This window comes from Pelomonas sp. Root1217, from assembly GCF_001425705.1.
Lineage (GTDB): Bacteria > Pseudomonadota > Gammaproteobacteria > Burkholderiales > Burkholderiaceae_C > Pelomonas.
Window position 1 is genome coordinate 34,489 of sequence record NZ_LMDC01000003.1, and the last position, 17,214, is coordinate 51,702.

Annotated in this window: 15 protein-coding genes, 1 tRNA gene and 1 pseudogene; 9 read left to right on the top strand and 8 right to left on the bottom strand. The window is 66.9% G+C overall.

Going from position 1 to position 17,214, the window contains the following annotated elements; translation table 11 throughout:
- Positions 1–6: 6 nt before the first annotated feature.
- From ASC95_RS07630 to ASC95_RS07640, 3 genes are read right to left on the bottom strand one after another with little or no spacing between them, the layout of a single operon-like run.
- Positions 7–2,376 carry a sodium:solute symporter gene (locus ASC95_RS07630; protein ID WP_057297183.1) on the bottom strand — a complete coding sequence of 790 codons (2,370 nt, stop codon included), beginning with the start codon at positions 2,374–2,376 and terminating at the stop codon, positions 7–9.
- Entirely contained in the window at positions 2,373–3,269 is an 897-nt protein-coding gene (locus ASC95_RS07635) for a CoA ester lyase (RefSeq protein WP_057297184.1), read from the bottom strand. Before ASC95_RS07635 ends, ASC95_RS07630 begins: the two co-directional genes overlap by 4 nt.
- A 52-nt stretch (positions 3,270–3,321) precedes the next feature.
- Positions 3,322–3,726, bottom strand: a complete 405-nt coding sequence (locus tag ASC95_RS07640; protein ID WP_162250734.1) for a LysR substrate-binding domain-containing protein — start codon at positions 3,724–3,726, stop codon at positions 3,322–3,324.
- 261 nt (positions 3,727–3,987) lie between these two features.
- Between ASC95_RS07640 and ASC95_RS07645 the strand changes: the two genes are divergently transcribed.
- Complete coding sequence (locus ASC95_RS07645) at positions 3,988–4,782, top strand: PEP-CTERM sorting domain-containing protein (protein WP_162250735.1); 795 nt, start codon at positions 3,988–3,990, stop codon at positions 4,780–4,782.
- A gap of 245 nt (positions 4,783–5,027) precedes the next feature.
- On the top strand, positions 5,028–6,527 hold the full coding sequence (locus ASC95_RS07650) for a YdiU family protein (RefSeq protein ID WP_057297187.1): 1,500 nt from the start codon (positions 5,028–5,030) through the stop codon (positions 6,525–6,527).
- A 13-nt stretch (positions 6,528–6,540) separates the two neighbouring features.
- On the opposite strand, the pseudogene ASC95_RS07655 reads toward ASC95_RS07650, so the two are convergent.
- The 5 genes and pseudogenes from ASC95_RS07655 to ASC95_RS07675 all read right to left on the bottom strand — a co-directional run bounded on the left by ASC95_RS07655 (position 6,541) and on the right by ASC95_RS07675 (position 10,941).
- Positions 6,541–7,349 (bottom strand): annotated as a pseudogene (locus tag ASC95_RS07655) (mechanosensitive ion channel family protein).
- 241 nt (positions 7,350–7,590) lie between these two features.
- A tRNA-Met gene (locus tag ASC95_RS07660) sits at positions 7,591–7,667 on the bottom strand.
- A gap of 108 nt (positions 7,668–7,775) precedes the next feature.
- Positions 7,776–8,339, bottom strand: coding sequence for an RNA polymerase sigma factor (locus tag ASC95_RS07665; protein ID WP_057297250.1), 564 nt, complete (start codon positions 8,337–8,339; stop codon positions 7,776–7,778).
- A 147-nt stretch (positions 8,340–8,486) separates the two neighbouring features.
- Positions 8,487–8,975 (bottom strand): hypothetical protein, encoded by a 489-nt coding sequence (locus ASC95_RS07670; RefSeq protein WP_157256010.1) that lies wholly within the window; start codon positions 8,973–8,975, stop codon positions 8,487–8,489.
- Positions 8,976–9,138: 163 nt separating this feature from the next.
- Positions 9,139–10,941, bottom strand: a complete 1,803-nt coding sequence (locus tag ASC95_RS07675; protein ID WP_057297189.1) for a serine/threonine-protein kinase — start codon at positions 10,939–10,941, stop codon at positions 9,139–9,141.
- A gap of 156 nt (positions 10,942–11,097) precedes the next feature.
- Here ASC95_RS07675 and tssA point away from each other — a divergent pair, with 156 nt between their 5' ends.
- From tssA to ASC95_RS07710, 7 genes are all read left to right on the top strand, one after another.
- A complete protein-coding gene (gene tssA / locus ASC95_RS07680; protein ID WP_057297190.1) occupies positions 11,098–12,201 on the top strand; it encodes a type VI secretion system protein TssA in 1,104 nt (367 codons plus the stop codon).
- Between the two features lie 104 nt (positions 12,202–12,305).
- Positions 12,306–12,800 (top strand): type VI secretion system contractile sheath small subunit, encoded by a 495-nt coding sequence (gene tssB, locus ASC95_RS07685; RefSeq protein ID WP_057297191.1) that lies wholly within the window; start codon positions 12,306–12,308, stop codon positions 12,798–12,800.
- A gap of 33 nt (positions 12,801–12,833) precedes the next feature.
- Positions 12,834–14,327, top strand: a complete 1,494-nt coding sequence (gene tssC, locus ASC95_RS07690; RefSeq protein WP_056194087.1) for a type VI secretion system contractile sheath large subunit — start codon at positions 12,834–12,836, stop codon at positions 14,325–14,327.
- Positions 14,328–14,419: 92 nt separating this feature from the next.
- Complete coding sequence (locus tag ASC95_RS07695; protein WP_056194090.1) at positions 14,420–14,920, top strand: type VI secretion system tube protein Hcp; 501 nt, start codon at positions 14,420–14,422, stop codon at positions 14,918–14,920.
- 173 nt (positions 14,921–15,093) lie between these two features.
- On the top strand, positions 15,094–15,621 hold the full coding sequence (locus ASC95_RS07700; protein ID WP_057297192.1) for a type VI secretion system tube protein Hcp: 528 nt from the start codon (positions 15,094–15,096) through the stop codon (positions 15,619–15,621).
- The gene (locus ASC95_RS07705) at positions 15,621–16,490 is read left to right on the top strand and encodes a hypothetical protein (RefSeq protein WP_057297193.1); all 870 of its coding nucleotides are present in this window, start codon (positions 15,621–15,623) and stop codon (positions 16,488–16,490) included. Before ASC95_RS07700 ends, ASC95_RS07705 begins: the two co-directional genes overlap by 1 nt.
- Before the next feature lie 6 nt (positions 16,491–16,496).
- Positions 16,497–17,066, top strand: coding sequence for a zinc ribbon domain-containing protein (locus tag ASC95_RS07710; protein WP_057297194.1), 570 nt, complete (start codon positions 16,497–16,499; stop codon positions 17,064–17,066).
- Positions 17,067–17,214: the final 148 nt, after the last annotated feature.

Below are 17,214 nucleotides of genomic sequence, written 5' to 3' on the forward strand. Positions count from 1 at the left end.
GGGAGGTTACTCCACGGCGTCCTGGCGGTAGATCGTCAGGCCACGCAGCGAGCGCGTCGGCACCGGGAAGAACAGGCTGGCCAGATAGCCCACGACGATGCAAAGCATGATGGACATGCCGAGATACAGGTAGGGATGCAGCAGCTTGAAATACCAGGCCACCGTCGTCAGCACGATGGCCGCCGCAACACCGATGGCCACGCCCGGCGAGTTGGCACGGCGCGTGAACATGCCCAGCGTGTAGGCCCCCGCGAAGCCGCCGCCGAGCAGGCCGGCCAGCTCGATGGAGACGTCGAACAGCGAGTGGATGTCGTAGCGCGACAGCAGCAGCGCGAAGGCGATGCCCAGCAGGCCGGCGGCCACCGTCATCCATTCCGCGAAGCGCACGCTGCGCGCTGGATCAGGCGCCTTGACGAGCTTCTCGTAGAAGTCCACCGAGGCCAGCGTCGACACGCTGTTGATGATGCTGGACAGCGTCGCCATCGCCGCGGCAAAGATGCCGGCAATGATCAGCCCGGTCAGGCCCGTGGGGAGTTCGGCGGCGATGAAGAGCGGGAAGGTCGCGTCGATGCTGAGCAAGGGGTTCATGCGCTCGGGGTGCGCCTTGTAGAAAACGAACAGCGCCGTGCCGATGGTGTAGAAGACGATGCCGCCGGGGATCATGATGGCCGCGAAGGCCCAGATCGAGCGGCCGGCCTCCTTGGCATTGGCGGTAGACAGCGTGCGCTGCATCAGCACCTGGTCCTTGGGGAAGGTCAGCACGACGTCGAAGAGGACGAGGAAGAGGAAGCCCCAGACCGTGGCCTTGCTGAGGTCGAAGCTGAAGTCGAACACACGGGTCTTGTTTTCGGCCGCGGCAGTGCGCATGAACTCGGCCATGCCGCCGTCCAGCGACCAGACGATGAAGCCGATGGCGAACAGCGCGCCGCCCATCTTGACGACGAGCTGCACCACGTCGGTCCAGACCACCGCCTTCATGCCGCCGAGCGCCGTGTAGCAGATGGTGAACAGCCCCATCATCAGGATGCTCCACGTCACCGGCACGCCGGTGATGGTGGCGATGGCCAGCGAAGGCAGATAGAGGATGACGCTCATGCGGCTGCCGAGCTGGGTCAGCATGAACAGGCCGCTGGCCAGCATGCGGATGGCGGGGTGGAAGCGCGTCTCCAGGTAGGAGAACACGCTCATCAGGTCGAGCCGGCGCAGCAGCGGCACGATCCACACGGCGACGAACATCAGGCCGAGCACGGCGATGAGGTTGTTCGTCATGTACTGCCAGTTGGTCTCGAAGGCCTTGGCGGGGATGGCGATGTAGCTGATGGAGCTGGTGTTCGCCGCGTAGAGGCTGACACCCGCGGCCCAGAACGGGATCTTGCGACCACCGACGAAGAACTCCGTCGTCGACTGGCGTTTCTCGCGCAGATAGAAGTACAGGCCCATGCCCAGCATGGCGGCGAGGTAGACGACGATGACGATCCAGTCCAGCGGCTTGAGCAGCAGCTTGCCGGATTCGACCTCCAAAGTCGCCACCTTGCCAGCGCCGTCCAGCCAGAGCCAGCCGTCCCGCCAGGGCAGGGCCTGGGTGATGCCGCTCAAGGAGCTGTCCGGCTGCTCGGCCCAGGACTGGGTGATGGTCTGCCAGCTCATCAGCCGCGGTGCGCCGCCGGCTGTGGGCTCGACGATGAAGAGGCCATGGGCCTGGCCGCTGGCGCGTGCCCAGGGCCCGACCAGGCGACCCGGCAACGTGCCCCGCGCTTCCCAGCCGGCCTCGGCCGTCCAGCGCCACAGCTGATCAGGCGCGCCTTCCTCCACGACAAAGACGGCACGCGTCTGCGCGAGCACCGCGCGCGGCTTGGCGGCGCCGGGCCGGCCAGCGTGAACGAGCCAGCTCGCATCTGCAGTCTGCAGCGGCAGCTCCAGCAGCACGGCACGGCCTTTGTCGTCCAGGCCGGCGAGCCAGAGTTGCTCGCCTGACAGCGCCGCGCGAGCCTCTCGCAAAGGTGCAGGCAGTGCTGGCAGCGTTTGCAGGGCAAGGCGGCCTTGCTGCAGGGTCAGTCGGGCGACGGCCCTTGTCACGCCTTCGGCCCCCAGCAGCAGCACGGACTGACCGGCCGCCGTCGCCGCGCCCAGCACCGGCTGCGACCAGACCTGCCGCTGCCAAGCCGTGGCATCCACATCGAGCAGCCAGGCGGCATCACCGCTAAAGGCCACGGCACGGCCATCGACGGCTGCCAGCGCCTGGGCGGGCGCAGGCAGGGCCGGCAGCGCCGCACGGCGCAGGTTGACGAGGCTGTCAGCACGCGCTCCGCAAGCCAGCAGGGCGAACAGCAGCAGCACGAAGAACGGCCGGCCCCAAGCCAGGATGCGCTCGGTCAAGGGGTCACCCCGCGGGAAGCTTGCAGCAGATGACGCGCACGCTGGACAAAAGGAGCATCGATCATGCGGCCATCCAGCACGACGACGCCACGACCCTCGGCCGCGGCCTGGCCGGCCGCGGCGACGACGCGTTCGGCCCAAGCCAGCTCATCGGCGCTGGCACTGAAGACCTCGTTGGCCAGCGCGACCTGGCGCGGATGGACGCAGCTCTTGCCGGCAAAGCCCAGGCGCCGCGCCATCTGAGCCTCGGCGCGAAAGCCGTCGAGGTCGGCGATGTCCGGGTAGGCGCCGTCATAGGCCGGCACGCCGACAGCGGCCGCCGCCATGCGCAGCGCGTGCAGCGTGGCATGCACATTGGCGCCGTCGTGACGGGCGATGCCCAGGGGCTCGTAGAGATCGGCCAGGCCGAGTTGCAGGCCGGTGACGCGTGGATGGGCGGCGCCGATGTCGGCGGCACGCGCCAGAGCGGTGGCGCTTTCGATGTTGACGAGCAGGCCGACCGGCGTCGCCCGGTTCGCGGCAGCCTCCAGGTCGCCGAGCAGCTTGGCGGCGTGCAGCACGTCGGCGGCCGACTCGGCCTTGGGCAGGTTGATCCAGTCCAGGCCCGGCTGCATCAACGCACGCAGGTCGTCCTCGAACCAGGGCGTGCCCGGCGCATTGACGCGCACGATGACGAGGGGCCGTTGCCGCAGGGCGGCGGCGCGCGCCAGGGCTGCGGCAACGTCGGCGCGCGCACGCTGCTTGGCCTCGGGCAGCACGGCATCTTCCAGGTCGAAGGAGAGGGCATCGGCGGCGCCGCCCAAGGCCTTGTCGAACAGCTCCGGACGCGCGCCGGGCACGAAGAGCTTGCTGCGAAAGCCGCGCAGGGTAGCGGCGGGAGGCGGGCTGAACATGGCCGGCAGTGTGGGCTAACAGACCCCCAACCAAACCTGCTGTCCGGCATCTTCAAACGATAGTTTTGCTTGCGCCCGGCGGCGGCGCGGCGGCGGCGAGCTGGGTCGCCAGCCACCGCTCGAAATGCGACGGCGACCCCTCGGCGGGCGCCAGCAGCCAGTAGCTCTCGGGGCCCTGAACCACCGCGACAAAGGGCGCAAGCAGTTCGCCGCGCGCGCACAGATCACCGAACAGCACGGGCGACAGCAGCGCCACGCCCAGCCCCTGCACGGCGGCCCGCGCCTCCAGCTCGTAGTTCGGAAAGCGCGTCGCGACGAAGTTCGGTCGCGCACCAGGCCGGCCTGCCGCCTGGAACCAGGCGGGCCAGCGCGGCCGCGACGTTCCTGAATTTCCGGAGGAGCCCACGGTCCGGCCTAAACCGCTCGCCGCCCTCGCCCGCACATCAACTGCTTTCACCGCGTCATCGACGTCGCGACCGGCGCGTCCTCCGATACCGTGAGTTGGCGCATCTGTGCAGCTCGTAGACACCATCTGGGCCACTCAGAAGCAGATCTCCACCGACGGAGAGAACCCCTGTCTTGAGGATGCGAAGTCAATGGACGACTGGCATAAAGCGGCCTGCGCGATCAAATGGCAACCTTTCGGCGAGCGGCTAGCCACGCGCAACGCATCGCCTGTTGGATCGAACCGCACTTCTCTCTCAGACGAGGATCCATCTTGAAAGCAACGTCGGCAATCGCCCTGCGCCCTCCGTTTCTCGCACTGGCCCTGGTGCTGGCAGCAATGTCGTCACCGACCGTTGCGCAGTCGCATTTCACCGCAGTGAGGGCACAGATTGACCTGGATGAGGTTCCTGTCGTCAAGGTCATCGAGACCTGGAAGGACCCCTTCTTTGCGGAGGTAGGCGGATTGCCAGGCATCTACGCCAAGGCCCGCGCCAGCTACGGCAATAACGGCGCGTTTGCCGCGGCTGACCACCAGCCTGTCAACCTCGGTGCGTACGCCGAATCGATCTGGTCGGACAGCTTCAACATCACGGGAGCCGTTGGGGCGGGAAGTCTTGCCATCAGCGTCGCCGTCAACGGCACGGTGGACGGCAACGGTCAACCCGGCGGGCCGGGCTCAAACGCTTTCTACCAGCTGTTCGTGAGTGACTCGCCCATCTCGTGCGATTTCGATCTAGCGTTGTGCACCGGCACGCGATTGATCGTCGCCGACGGTATTTCTGGCTCGCATCAGTTTGACGCGGAACTGCCGTTCACCTACGGCACGACGTTCTATGTCGCGAGCTATCTGGGTGCCGAGGTGCTCGGCAACGGTGTCGCAGACTTCTACCACTCGGCCCATTTCGGCGCGACGGCGGCGGGCAACGTCTCGGTCACCGGCAGCTCCGGTTTTACCTATGCCTTGGCCGCAAGCGTGCCTGAACCCACCGACGGAGCCCTTCTTCTGGCTGGGCTGACGTCGCTCGCACTTCTGCGCCGCCGTGCAACTCGTGCTCAGAGCAGATAGCGCACAAAAGGCCACGGCAGGCCGGCGGCGAAGCCGTGCCGGCAGGAGTCGGCCTGGCAGCCAGCACTGCACCAGGCTGGGCCCGGTGCAACGGCGCGACCGGCGCGTGCTTGCCACTTGAGCGAGATCGCGCCGCCGTGGGCGGGCGGCACGTGACCTGCCCTTTGTGGCACGACCCTGCTCAGACCTCCGCCGCAAGGCCCACCGTTTGCCGGCACACTGGCGTCCGACATATCAGGATCCAGATGCATCGCTTCGGTTTCACCAACACCTACGCCCGCGAACTGCCCGGCGCCGCCGTGGCCTGGAAGCCTGCCGTGGTGCCAGAGCCGCGCCTGCTGTTCGCCAACGCTGAGTTGGCCGAAGAGCTGGGCCTGCCGGCGGGCGTGTTGAGCGGCCCCGACGCTTCGGCCCTGTTTTCCGGCAATCTGCTGCCGGACGATGCCGAGCCCATCGCCCAGGTCTATGCGGGGCATCAGTTCGGCGGGTTCTCACCTCAGCTGGGCGACGGCCGCGCGCTGCTGCTCGGCGAGGTGATCGACACGGCGGGCCGGCGCCGCGACATCGCCTTGAAGGGTTCGGGCCGCACGCCCTTCTCGCGCGGCGGCGACGGCAAGGCCGCCGTCGGCCCGATGCTGCGCGAGGTGTTGATCGGCGAGGCCATGCATGCCTTGGGCATCCCCACCACACGCGCGCTTGCCGTGGTGGCGACCGGCGAGCCGGTCTACCGCGAGACGGCCTTGCCCGGCGCGGTGCTGACCCGCGTGGCCGCTAGCCACCTGCGCGTGGGCACCTTCCAGTTCTTCTCGTCCCGCGGTGACCTGGATAGTCTGCGCCGTCTGGCCGACTACACCATCGCCCGCCACGATCCCGCCCTCATCGATGCGCCCCACCGCTACCTCGGCTTGCTGCGCGCCGTCGCCGCGCGCCAGGCCCTGCTGGTGGCGCAGTGGCTGAACGTGGGCTTCATCCACGGCGTGATGAACACCGACAACATGGCGCTGTCCGGCGAGACCATCGACTACGGCCCCTGTGCCTTCATGGAGGCCTACGACCCGCAAGCGGTCTTCAGCAGCATCGACCACGCCGGCCGCTACGCCTATGGCAACCAGCCCGGCATCGCCCGCTGGAACCTGGCGCGCTTTGCCGAAACCCTGCTGCCGCTGATGGCGGGCGGCGACGACGAGCCGGCCATCGAGGCCGCCGTGGCCGAAGCGACTGCCGTCATCGACGACTTCCCCGCGATGCTGGCCGGCGAACTGCTCGGCGGCCAGCGGCAGAAACTGGGGTTGCTCGCCGCCACGCCAGCCGACGACCCCACCGATGCCGCGCTGGTGGACGACTGGCTGACGTTGCTGCACATGCAAGCAGTCGACTTCACCCTGGCCTGGCGCCATCTGGCCGCCGCGGCGGAAGGCCGACCCGAGCCGCTGCGCGACCTCTTCGCCGACCGCGCGGCGCTGGACACCTGGCTGTCACGCTGGCGCGAGCGTTGCGCCCGCGATGGTGGCGTGGACGATGCGGAGCGCGTTGCGCAGATGCGCCGCGCCAGCCCGGCGGTTATCCCGCGCAACCACCTCGTCGAGGAAGCCCTGGCTGCCGCGACCGAGGGCGATCTGCAACCCTTCAACGCGCTGCTGGGCGCGCTGCTCAACCCCTGGGATGAGGCGGCGCTGCTGACGCGTTATGCGGTGCCGGCGCCCACCGAGGTGACCGCGCGTTTTCGCACCTTTTGCGGCACCTGAACCAACCGGCCAGCTAAGAATCAGCGCGAGCTGCAGTTCCTTCCGGCACCGGATGCCCCTGTGGGCCCAACGCCTTGTGGATGGCTGTCTGCGTGTCGAAGAAGACTTGCGAGTAGTGGTCGTTGTGGCAGTACGGCCGGACGCAAAGCAGTGCGCCGTCGATTGCCAGTTCGAGGATCGCTATTTCCGGCGGCGGCTTGTCCAACACATTGCGGATCGCAGCCACGGCGGGTTGCAGCTTGTCGATGGCTTCGCCAGGGTCGGCACCGGGAGCCAGCTTGGCCTTGCAGTCCACACGGCGATGCGGCAGCACCGAATAGTTCTGGATCGCGCCGCTGAATATCGCGTTGTTGCCGATGATGGTGTAGACGGAATCCGGCGAAACAACCGTCGTTCCGAACAGGCCGATCTCCTTCACCGTGCCGGTGGCGCCACCGGCCTGGATGAAGTCCCCGACCTTGAAGGGCCGCAGCACCTGCATGAAGACGCCCGCAGCGAAGTGCGTCAGCAGGCCGCCCCATGCTGTCCCGATGGCGAGCCCCGCTCCCGCGAGCAGCGCGGCAAAGGACGTCGCCTTGACGCCAAAGATGTCCAGGACGGCCAGGATCAGCCCGATGTTCAAGACCCCACCGAGGATGGATCGGAGATAGGTCGCAAGTGTCGGGTCGACCTTCCTTCCACGCTCCAGCGCGCGGGTCGACATGCGTTGTGCGAGAGCGATCAGGCGGCGCCCAATGACCATGCGGCCACTGCGGCCAGCGCCTTGAGGCCCAGCTCCACGCCCTGCGCGCTGACGTACTGCCAGACGGCTTCAGCATTCATGGCCAATTCCGACTCTGCTCATGCCCATGGGTGGCTCAGCGGCATTTCGCGTGCCCAGCCCGCCCGGTTTCCGAGCTCAAAGCCACAGTCGGAGCCAGGGACTGTCAAGTCACATTGATCAACGGCCAGTTCGATCGAATCGCACCATGTGACGCCACAAGACCCGTCAAAAGGCACCTAGAAACGACAAAGCCCGCACTTGGCGGGCTTTGCTAAGTCCTTCACAGGACTCATTATTTCTTGGTTGCGGGGGCAGGATTTGAACCTACGACCTTTGGGTTATGAGCCCAACGAGCTACCAGACTGCTCCACCCCGCGACTGAAGCTAGCAGTATATACGAGATTCGGCCGTTGACGCAAATCTCGTGGCGGTGCCCGACGCGAACCGCGGCGGCAAGTAGCCCCCGGCCGATGAAATGACCCGCGTCAGAACGGCAGCTGCGCGCCGCGGGCTTGCAGCCGGGTGCGCAGGTGCGAGCGGGCGCGCGACACGCGGCTGCGCACGGTGCCGATGGGCACGGACAGCAGGGCGGCGGCGTCTTCGTAGCTCATGTCGTCCATGGCGACGAGCAGCAATACCTCGCGCATCTCGGGCATGAGGCCGTCCAGTTCGATCTGCAGCAAGGCCATCAACTGGTTCAGATGGCATTGCTGCTCCGGGTTGGCGTGCAGGCAGGCCGTGGCCTCCAACGCAGACTCGTCCTCAAAGCGGTAGAGCCGCGACGGCGCACGAGACAGGTGGTTGCGCACCAGGTTCATCGCGATACCGTAGAGCCAGGTCGACAACTGAGACTCGCCGCGGAAGTGCTCGTAGGTGCGCGCCGCCTCGACAAAAGCCTGCTGGGCCAGTTCCTCGGCTTCGGTGCTGTCACCGATATGGCGCAACACGAAGCGGTAGAGGCGGTCACGGTGTTCGCCGAACAGCTCCGAGAAGATGACGTTGGGGTCGGCTGCTGCGGGCTGGCGAATCTGTTGACACTGGGGCTGCATGACGGGCTCCGAGCGGATGAAGCGGCCGGAGTGGCCGCCCTGTCTGATCAGACGCCGTCGCAGCAAAGCTTGCGACAAGGCAGACCCGCCCTACCCCACATTTACGGGCATGGGTTAACCCCTGAGGCCGTGAACTACATCACGAAGTCAATGCGAAAGCTGGTTGAGCAGGGTTCGCAGCCGCGCGGCGAGCGCCTCGGCGTCGGCGGGTGGCGGCAGGGTGAAGTCCGGGGCCAAGGCTTGGTCCAAAGCTTGGCGGCGCTCAATGGCGAGACTGGCTGGATCCAGGCCCAGGCCGTCGGCGACGCGACGAAAGCGCCAGCCCAGCATGACGGCCGAGAACTCGATTTGCAAGAGATAGGACTGGGCCATCAGCAGGTCCAGGGCTGACTCCGCGCAAGCTACGGCCCGTTTGACGGTGCGCGCGGGCAGCAGGCGGCGTGATCGTTGGCCGAGGCGCCATTCGCGCTCAGCGATGGCGCTGGCCGCGGCACCGAAATGCTCGCGCAGCGCCACGACGAAGAGGCGGCCGATGTCAGCCGAAACGGCGCCCGTCGGCGTGGCGCCGCTGCGGACTTCGAGCCGCCCTTCCACCGGGCTGGCCCAAAGCAGTTGCCCGGCGGCCGCAGCGCTCACGAAGGCGCCCAGCTGGGGGGCGTCAGGCGTCGCCAGCAACTGGGCGACCGGGGCTTGGGTGGGTTTCAGAACAGGGTCCGGAGGTCGGCGAAGGGGCGCCGGCAGCAGAAGCTGCCGGCACGCCATAGGTAACCGCGACTGCGGCCGGGTTCCACAACATCGGCTACCTGACGGCTTCCACGCTGAACACCGCGGCGCCATAGTCAGCCGCGCAATTGGGGTGGCCGCAATCCGGCTGGCCCAGCAGCCAGCTCGATGCGCCCGGCGCCGTGCCGCCGACCGGCCCCTGGGCCGGCAATGTCAGGAAGCCGTAGCTCGGCTCCTTTTCGGTGGACCAGGGCGCGAAGCTGCGCGGCTCGGCAGCGACGAGGACGAAGAAGTGCTCCGGGCCCGGTGGGTCGCTGGCCTTGAGCGGCCAGCTCGCGCCGGGCAGGCGCAACGTCTCGCCAGCACCGATGTGGTTGTTCTTGGCCTTGTCGTTGGGGTAGAGCTGGACGAGGCTGCCGTCAGGGCCGGCCAGCAGCACATAGACATAGCCCTCGCGAGAAGCGCTGACGCTGAAGCGCAGCTCGTCGTGGTCGATGCGCAGGCTGGTGCGCTCCGCCTGCGCTAGCACGTCGAAGCCGTCGCTGTGCCGCGCCACGAGGGACCGGAACTGGCTGGGCAGGTCGCGCGCGACGGGTTCGGCCTGCGCAGTCGCAGGAGCCGGTGCGACTGCGGGGACCGCCGCCGGCGCCGCGGCAGCCGGCTCGGCCGGCGCTGCAGGCCGCGTCGCGAACCAGGCCGCCGCGCTGGCAGCCACCAGGCCGGCCAAGCCCAGGCCAAGCCACAGCGGCCCGCGGCTGACGGGCTTGACGGCGGCGGGAGTCGGCGCCGCGGCAGCAGGCGCCTGGATCAGCGTGGCCATCTGGCCCGGCTTGGGCGCGTAGTGACCGACCAGGCCCAGATCCTCGCGGAACTCGGCCATGGACTGGGTGCGCTGGTCGGGCAACACCTGCAAGGCGCGGTCCACGGCCTTGACGAGCCGCTCGCTGTAGCGGCCCTTTGTGACTTCACCCTGCTGGGCCAGCGGCACGTAGTCGTCCTTGACGATGCGGCCGACGCTGGGTGGTGGCGTGCGGCCGGTGATGGCGCAGTAGACGACGGCGGCCAGCGCGTAGACGTCGGTCCAGGGCCCCTGCTTCATGCTGGGCACCTCGGCGTACTGCTCGATGGGCGCATAGCCGGGCTTGAGGATGACGGTCAGCGCCTGCGTCATGTCGCCGATGACGCGGCGCGCGGCACCGAAGTCCAGCAGCAGCGGGCGGCCGCTGCCGGCCACCAGGATGATGTTGTCGGGCGCGATGTCACGGTGATAGCAATGCTCGCCGTGCAGCACCAGCAGGGCCTCGGTCAGCGAGGCCAGCATGTCCATCAGCCAGGCTTCACGGGGCGGCTCGGGCATTTCCTTGAGCGTCTCCTTCAGCGTCTTGCCTTCGACGAAGGGCATGACCATGAAGGCGGTGCCGTTGGCCTCCCAGAACCGGTAGACCTTGACGAGGGACGGGTGGTCGAACTGCGCCAGCAGCTTCGCCTCGTTGATGAAGCTCTTCAGGCCGGCCTCGAAGGTATCGCGGTGGCGTTCCGAGCGCACCCGCACCTGGGAGCTGTCGCCGCGCAAGGCCAGGGCGGCGGGCATGTATTCCTTGAGCGCCACCGTGCGCTCCAGCGCGTGGTCGCGGGCCAGGTAGACGATGCCGAAGCCGCCCTCGCCGAGCACGCGGATGACCTCGAACTCGCCCTGGCGGCTGCCGACGGGCAAGGCGTTGCCGCCGTCCAGCCGGTCGAGGCTCGCAGGTGGTGCCCCGGGCGCAGCCGGGCCGCCTGCCTTCACGGCGGGCACGGCTTCGTCAGGAACAGGCGCGGTGGCGGCGCTGGGCCGGATGATGGTCGCGTCGTTGTCTTCCGGGTCGCTGGAGGAGTTCATCGTGCAGGCGGGACGTCCAACCTGCTGAGTGACGGCACGCGCCATTCCGTTCCCCATGTCGACAGACAGATCTGCCGCAGGGAACTAAGCGGCGGCGCCAGTTACTTACCGCCCGAACTCCTGCCTGCCCTGTTCGGCAAGCTCACTCGGACCACCATGGACAGCAATCCCTTCGACCCGTCGCCCGACACCGCACCGTCGCTCAGCAGCGACCCCGCGCTGGCGCCGTGGCTGCAGCCCGTGTCCGAGGATGAGGTCTGCGGCCCCGACCTGGAATACGACAACGACTTCCTGGCCTTGACCCAGGCGGCTGCGGGCAAACCCGAAACCCAGTTCGCGTCCGCCGAGCCGCCCGACTGGCGCACCGTGCGCAGCCTGGCCGAGGACATCAACGCCCGCACCCGCGACCTGCGCGTGGCCAACCTGCTGCTGCGCGCCCGGCTGCGCCTGGAAGGCTTCGCGACGCTGGCCCCGGGCCTGCGCCTGTTCGAGGAGTTGCTGACGCGCTGGTGGGACGAACTCCACCCTCGCCCCGAGGATGGCGACGCGTTTGCGCGGGTCAATGTCCTCAATGAGCTGGCCAGCCTGGACACCACACTGGGCGACGTCCGTGCCAGCCTGGTGCTGAACGACCGCGGCATCGGCCAGATCAGCGTGCGTGACATCGAGATCGCCATGGGCGACCTGGCGGCGCGCGACGACGAATCGACCCCCTCGCGTGGTCAGATCGAGAACATGCTGGCCGACGCCGTGGCCGGCTACCCGGTGCTCGCCACCCAGGCGCCCGCCGCCGTCGCGGCGCTGGATTCGCTGGTGGCCTGCCTGTCCGTGCGCCTCAACTATGGCGACGTGCCCGACTTCTCGGCGCTGCGCGCGATGCTGGACGCCGTCATCGCCGTCTCGCCGCGCCCGGTCAGCATCGACGCTTCGGCGGACGACCTCGCCGGCATGCTCAACGACCTGGGCATCGCCCAGGGCCAGGACGGCGGTGGCGACTCGCCCGCGCCTGCCCGCCGCGGCCGCAGCGGCGGCGGTGGCGGTCTGGGGGCGATCGAGAGCCGCGCCGACGCCGTGCGCGCCATCGACCTGGTCTGCGCCTACCTTGAGAAGAACGAACCCACCAACCCTGCGGCCGACCTGCTGCGCCGTGCGCAACGTCTCATCGACCGCAACTTCCTGCAGCTGGTACGAGAGTTTGCCCCCGAGGCAGTGAGCGAGGTGGCTCGTATGCTGGGTGTGGACCCTGAAAGCCTGCAGTAGTCGCAAGGAACGCCGCGATGTCGTCTTCATCAAAGCCCCTCCTGCAGTCCGTCGTGGCGCACCGCCTTTTGAATCCCTGAATCCCATCCGCAAGGAGCAATGACATGAGCAAGAGCAGCCAGAAATTCATCGCCCGCAACCGGGCCCCGCGGGTGCAGATCGAGTATGACGTCGAGCTCTACGGCGCCGAGAAGAAGGTGCAGCTGCCCTTCGTGATGGGTGTGATGGCCGACCTGTCCGGCAAGCCCGAGGACCCGCTGCCGCCGGTGGCCGACCGCAAGTTCCTCGAGATCGATGTCGACAACTTCGACTCGCGCATGAAGTCCATGAAGCCGCGCGTCGCCTTCCAGGTCGAGAACACGCTGACCGGCGAGGGCAACCTGCCGGTGGACATCACCTTCGAGAGCATGGACGACTTCTCGCCCGCCGCCGTGGCGCGCAAGGTCGACGGCCTGAACAAGCTGCTCGAGGCCCGCCAGCAACTGTCCAACCTGATCACCTACATGGACGGCAAGAGTGGCGCCGGCGACCTGATCGCCAAGGTGCTGGCCGACCCGACGCTGCTGAAGACGCTGACCGACGCACCCAAGTCCGAGTAAGCCCAGCTCATAGAACCGACCGGAGTTTCCAACATGACCCAAGCGGAACAGTCAGCATCGGCCCTGGCGGGCGTGACCTTCGAAGGCAATGACTTCGCGGCACTGCTGAACAAGGAATTCAAGCCCAAGACCGAGGAGGCGCGCGGCGCCGTGGCGCAGGCCGTGCAGACGCTGGCCCAGCAGGCGCTGAGCAACACCACGCTGCTCAGCGACGACGCCGTCAAGACCATCGAGGCCATGATCGCGGCCATCGACAGCAAGCTCACCGAGCAGATCAACAAGATCATGCACCACGAGGACTTCCAGAAGCTGGAATCCGCCTGGCGCGGCCTGCACTACCTCGTCAACAACACCGAGACCGACGAGCAGCTCAAGATCCGCGTCATGAATGTCTCCAAGACCGATCTTGGCAAGACGCTCAAGCGCTTCAAGGGCACCGCCTGGGACCAGTCGCCGCTGTTCAAGCGCCTGTATGAAGAGGAATACGGCCAATTCGGCGGCGAGCCCTATGGCTGCCTGGTGGGCGACTACCATTTCGACCACACACCGCCCGACGTCGAGCTGCTCGGGGAACTGTCCAAGATCGCTGCCGCCGCCCACGCGCCGCTGGTGACCGGCGCCGCGCCCAGCGTCATGCAAATGGAAAGCTGGCAGGAACTCGCCAACCCGCGGGACCTGACCAAGATCTTCACGACGCCCGAGTACGCCGCCTGGCGGTCCCTGCGCGAGTCCGACGACGCCCGCTACCTGGCCTTGTGCATGCCGCGCTTCCTGTCGCGCGTGCCTTATGGCGCCAAGACCAGCCCGGTCGACGAGTTCGCCTTCGAGGAAGACACCGAGGGCGCTGACCACAGCAAGTACACCTGGTCCAACGCCGCCTACGCGATGGCCGTGAACATCAACAGCTCGTTCAAGCAGTACGGCTGGTGCTCGCGCATCCGCGGCATCGAATCCGGCGGCGCGGTGACCGGCCTGCCCACCCACACCTTCCCGACCGACGACGGCGGCGTGGACATGAAGTGCCCGACCGAGATCGCCATCTCGGACCGTCGCGAGGCCGAGCTGAGCAAGAACGGCTTCCTGTCGATGGTGCACCGCAAGAACAGCGACTTCGCGGCCTTCATCAGCGGCCAGTCGCTGCAAAAGCCCGCCGAGTACGACGATGCCGACGCGACCGCTAATGCGGCACTCGCGGCCCGCCTGCCCTATCTGTTCGCCTGCAACCGCTTCGCCCACTACCTGAAGTGCATCGTGCGCGACAAGGTCGGCTCCTTCAAGTCGCGCGACGCGATGGAAGACTGGCTGAACAGCTGGATCCTGAACTACGTCGACGGTGACCCGATGAACTCGTCGGAAGAGACCAAGGCCAGCCGCCCGCTCGCGGCCGCCCAGGTCGAGGTTTCGGAAGTGGAAGGCGCACCGGGCTACTACCAGTCCAAGTTCTACCTGAAGCCGCATTACCAGCTCGAAGGCCTGACCGTGTCCCTGCGCCTGGTCTCGAAGCTGCCGTCCGAAAAGTCGGCCTGAACATTCGGTGAACTCGCCCGGCGCGGGAGCAGGACGGGTCATCTCACATCACCACCACACCCGCGCTTTGAACCTCTAAAGGAGATATCAACATGGCAGTCAATGCATTCCTCACCTTCTTCGACAAGGCCGATGGCGAGTCCATCCAGAAGGGCAAGGAGAAGTGGATCGAGATCCAGGGCTGGGACTGGGAAGTCGAGGCTGAGACCAGCTGGACCAAGGGCGGCGGCGCATCCGTCGGCAAGCCCAACCCCGGCAAGATGAACTGGGAACACTACTTCGACACCTCGTCGACCGTGATCCTGGGCTATATCTGCACCGGCAAGGCCTTCCCCAAGGTCGAGCTGCAGATGATGAAGACCACGGGCAGCGCCACGCCCGAGACCTACTTCACGATGACGATGGAAGGTTGCTTCATCACCAAGGTCAACCAGAGCGGCACCGAGGAAGGCAACGTCACGCAGAAGGTCGAAATGGTCTTCAAGACCGTCAAGATCGAATACAAGCCGCAGGACAACAAGACCGGCAAGCTCGGCGCGCCCAAGACGTACAACTGGGACATTCCGGCTGGTACGGCTTCGCCGTCGGCATAAACAGGTTCGCCCCCTACCGGCTGCGCCGGCCCCCATCCGGGGGCGCCGCTGGCGGCCCGGCAAAGCCGGTTCCGCGGCGGCCGCTGGGTCGGGCACTACTTGCCTGAAGCTCATTCGCTCTCGTCGCCGCAGTCTTATTCCTCTGACCGTTCATGAGTCGTTCGAACATCTTCATGCAACTCATCACCGGCGCCGGGCCGGTGGTGGGCGAGGGCCTGCTCGAAGGCTGGGAAGGCTCGATCGAGCTGCTGGAGTTCGGCTGGGGCATGCAGGCCCTCAAGGACCCCAAGAGCAAAGCCAGCGGCCTGGCCGCAGCGGCAGCCGCCGCTGCAGCCTCGATGGCGGGGCTGGGTACGCCCGTCACCATCAAGATGCAACCGCTGACCTTCAAGAAGCGGTTTGACGTTGGCTCCTCGCAGATGCATTTCTGCCTGGACAACCACCTGCCCGTGCTCAGTGCGTCCATCACCGTGCTGCACATCAAGCAGCAGGGCCGCGCCATCCATCAACCTGGCTTCACCGTCGTCTGCACGCAAGGCTACTTTGCCGACTGTGCCCTGGAGGTGTCAGACGATGGCCTGTCCAAGGAGGTGAGGGAAAGCTGGACCCTCAACTTCAAGAACATCAAGATGATGTATCTGAAGACCCTCGGCAAGGACAACCTGCCCACGGCCCCCTTCTTCCACCCATTGGCCCTCTGATGTCCAACAACGGCGCCGACATCTTCCTGGTTCTGCTGCGCCCCACCCGCGTACCGGTCGTGGGCGAGGCAGCGTCCGAAGGCTTCCAGGGGCAGATCCTGGTGGAAACGCTCAACTGGAAGCTGCACAACGAGGACGAGCGCAAGAGCGCCAGCAAGGCGGCAGCGGCCTTCACCCTGGCCAGCGGCAGAGCAGACAAGCAAGGCAGCAACGAGCTGCGCGCCATGCATGCGGCCAGCGACGATTACCAGAAGCGGGACAAGCGGCTGCAGGAGTCCTTCGCGAAAGCCCAGCGTGGCGGCAATTTTTCCGAGGTGGACTGGAAAGCCCACCAGGACCAGCGTGATGCCCTCGGCGCGGCTTTCAACAAGAAGCTCGAAAGCATCGCCAGGGATCCGAACGCCTTCGCGCCTCCCGACCCGCAAAAGGCCGAAAAGGCGGCCACGCTGCAAGGCGAACGGGAGAAGCAGTACGCGGACCTCGAACGCAACCGCAATTTCGAGTTCACGTTCACCAAGCGGGTCGACATCGCCAGCACGCAGATGCTGAACTCGATGAAGGCGGGCAACATCTTCCCCTCGGGCACGCTCACCATCCACAGGCGCTCGGCGACGTTTTTGGACGGTACTTCGCTGATCTTCACCATCCAGAAGATCCGCCTGCTGGAATACGAGCTGGATGTGGTCGTGAACGAGACCATGACGGAGATGATGGAGAAGTGGACCTGCGAGTTCGGCTCGCTCGCCTACATCTACAAGAACCCGCCGTCGCACTACTCGCACAGCAACACCGGCCAGGCCGTCGCCAAGACCGCGTCGCAGAACACGACGCGCGCCTTCACGATGAAGAACATCGGTTCTCCAATCTAAGCCCCCATGGCCCTGACCAATTACCGAGACGTCAGCACGTCGATGAGCGACGTGTCGGCGGGCTTTCAATTCGAGTTCTTCTGCGAGAAATGCGGTGAGAGCTCGCGTTCGGCCTTCAGGCCCTATCGCAAGGGCCAGATCACTGGATGGCTGAGCCGTTTCGCCTTCATGTTCTACGACCTGAACAAGGCCAGCCGCGCCACCGGTGCGTTTGCCGAAGCTGGTGCCAGCGGCGCCAAGGGCGAGGCCCTGGCCGAGGCGATGGCGGCCGCAGCGCCGCTGTACGAGAAGTGCAGCGGTTGCCGCAAATGGGTCGGCCGCGAATGTTGGAACAGCAGCAGCAACAGCTGCCGCGATTGCGCCGCCCGTTCCGCGCTGGATGCGGGTTCGGCCAGCCAGGGCGCCGCCAGCGGGGGTGGCTCGGCCTGCCCCAACTGCCAGACGCCCAGCCAGGGCGGGCGCTTCTGCCACGAATGCGGCTTCGACATGGCCAGCACGCACAAGAGCTGCCCGGCCTGCGGCATCACCCTCTCGCGGCAAGCCCGCTTCTGCACGGACTGCGGCCATGGCTTCTGAAATGAACTGGCGCCCCTCGTCCGGTCTCGCCCCGCTGAACGCGGACGTGCCCAGCCGGTCCCCCGTGGGGACGCCGGCGCTTGCGGCATCGAACCGCAAGCGTCGTCAGGCGGGCCGGCTCGGGAGCGGCCCAGCGCTCGGCCCGAAC

What these genes read in the sequence shown, in the direction of transcription:
- ASC95_RS07700 (WP_057297192.1), top strand. Translation starts at nt 15,094, where the DNA reads ATGCAACTCATCACCGGCGCCGGGCCGGTGGTGGGCGAGGGCCTGCTC.
- ASC95_RS07675 (WP_057297189.1), bottom strand. Translation starts at nt 10,941, where the DNA reads ATGAACTCCTCCAGCGACCCGGAAGACAACGACGCGACCATCATCCGG.
- ASC95_RS07710 (WP_057297194.1), top strand. Translation starts at nt 16,497, where the DNA reads ATGGCCCTGACCAATTACCGAGACGTCAGCACGTCGATGAGCGACGTG.
- tssB (WP_057297191.1), top strand. Translation starts at nt 12,306, where the DNA reads ATGAGCAAGAGCAGCCAGAAATTCATCGCCCGCAACCGGGCCCCGCGG.
- ASC95_RS07665 (WP_057297250.1), bottom strand. Translation starts at nt 8,339, where the DNA reads ATGCAGCCCCAGTGTCAACAGATTCGCCAGCCCGCAGCAGCCGACCCC.
- ASC95_RS07695 (WP_056194090.1), top strand. Translation starts at nt 14,420, where the DNA reads ATGGCAGTCAATGCATTCCTCACCTTCTTCGACAAGGCCGATGGCGAG.
- ASC95_RS07705 (WP_057297193.1), top strand. Translation starts at nt 15,621, where the DNA reads ATGTCCAACAACGGCGCCGACATCTTCCTGGTTCTGCTGCGCCCCACC.
- tssA (WP_057297190.1), top strand. Translation starts at nt 11,098, where the DNA reads ATGGACAGCAATCCCTTCGACCCGTCGCCCGACACCGCACCGTCGCTC.
- tssC (WP_056194087.1), top strand. Translation starts at nt 12,834, where the DNA reads ATGACCCAAGCGGAACAGTCAGCATCGGCCCTGGCGGGCGTGACCTTC.
- ASC95_RS07635 (WP_057297184.1), bottom strand. Translation starts at nt 3,269, where the DNA reads ATGTTCAGCCCGCCTCCCGCCGCTACCCTGCGCGGCTTTCGCAGCAAG.
- ASC95_RS07650 (WP_057297187.1), top strand. Translation starts at nt 5,028, where the DNA reads ATGCATCGCTTCGGTTTCACCAACACCTACGCCCGCGAACTGCCCGGC.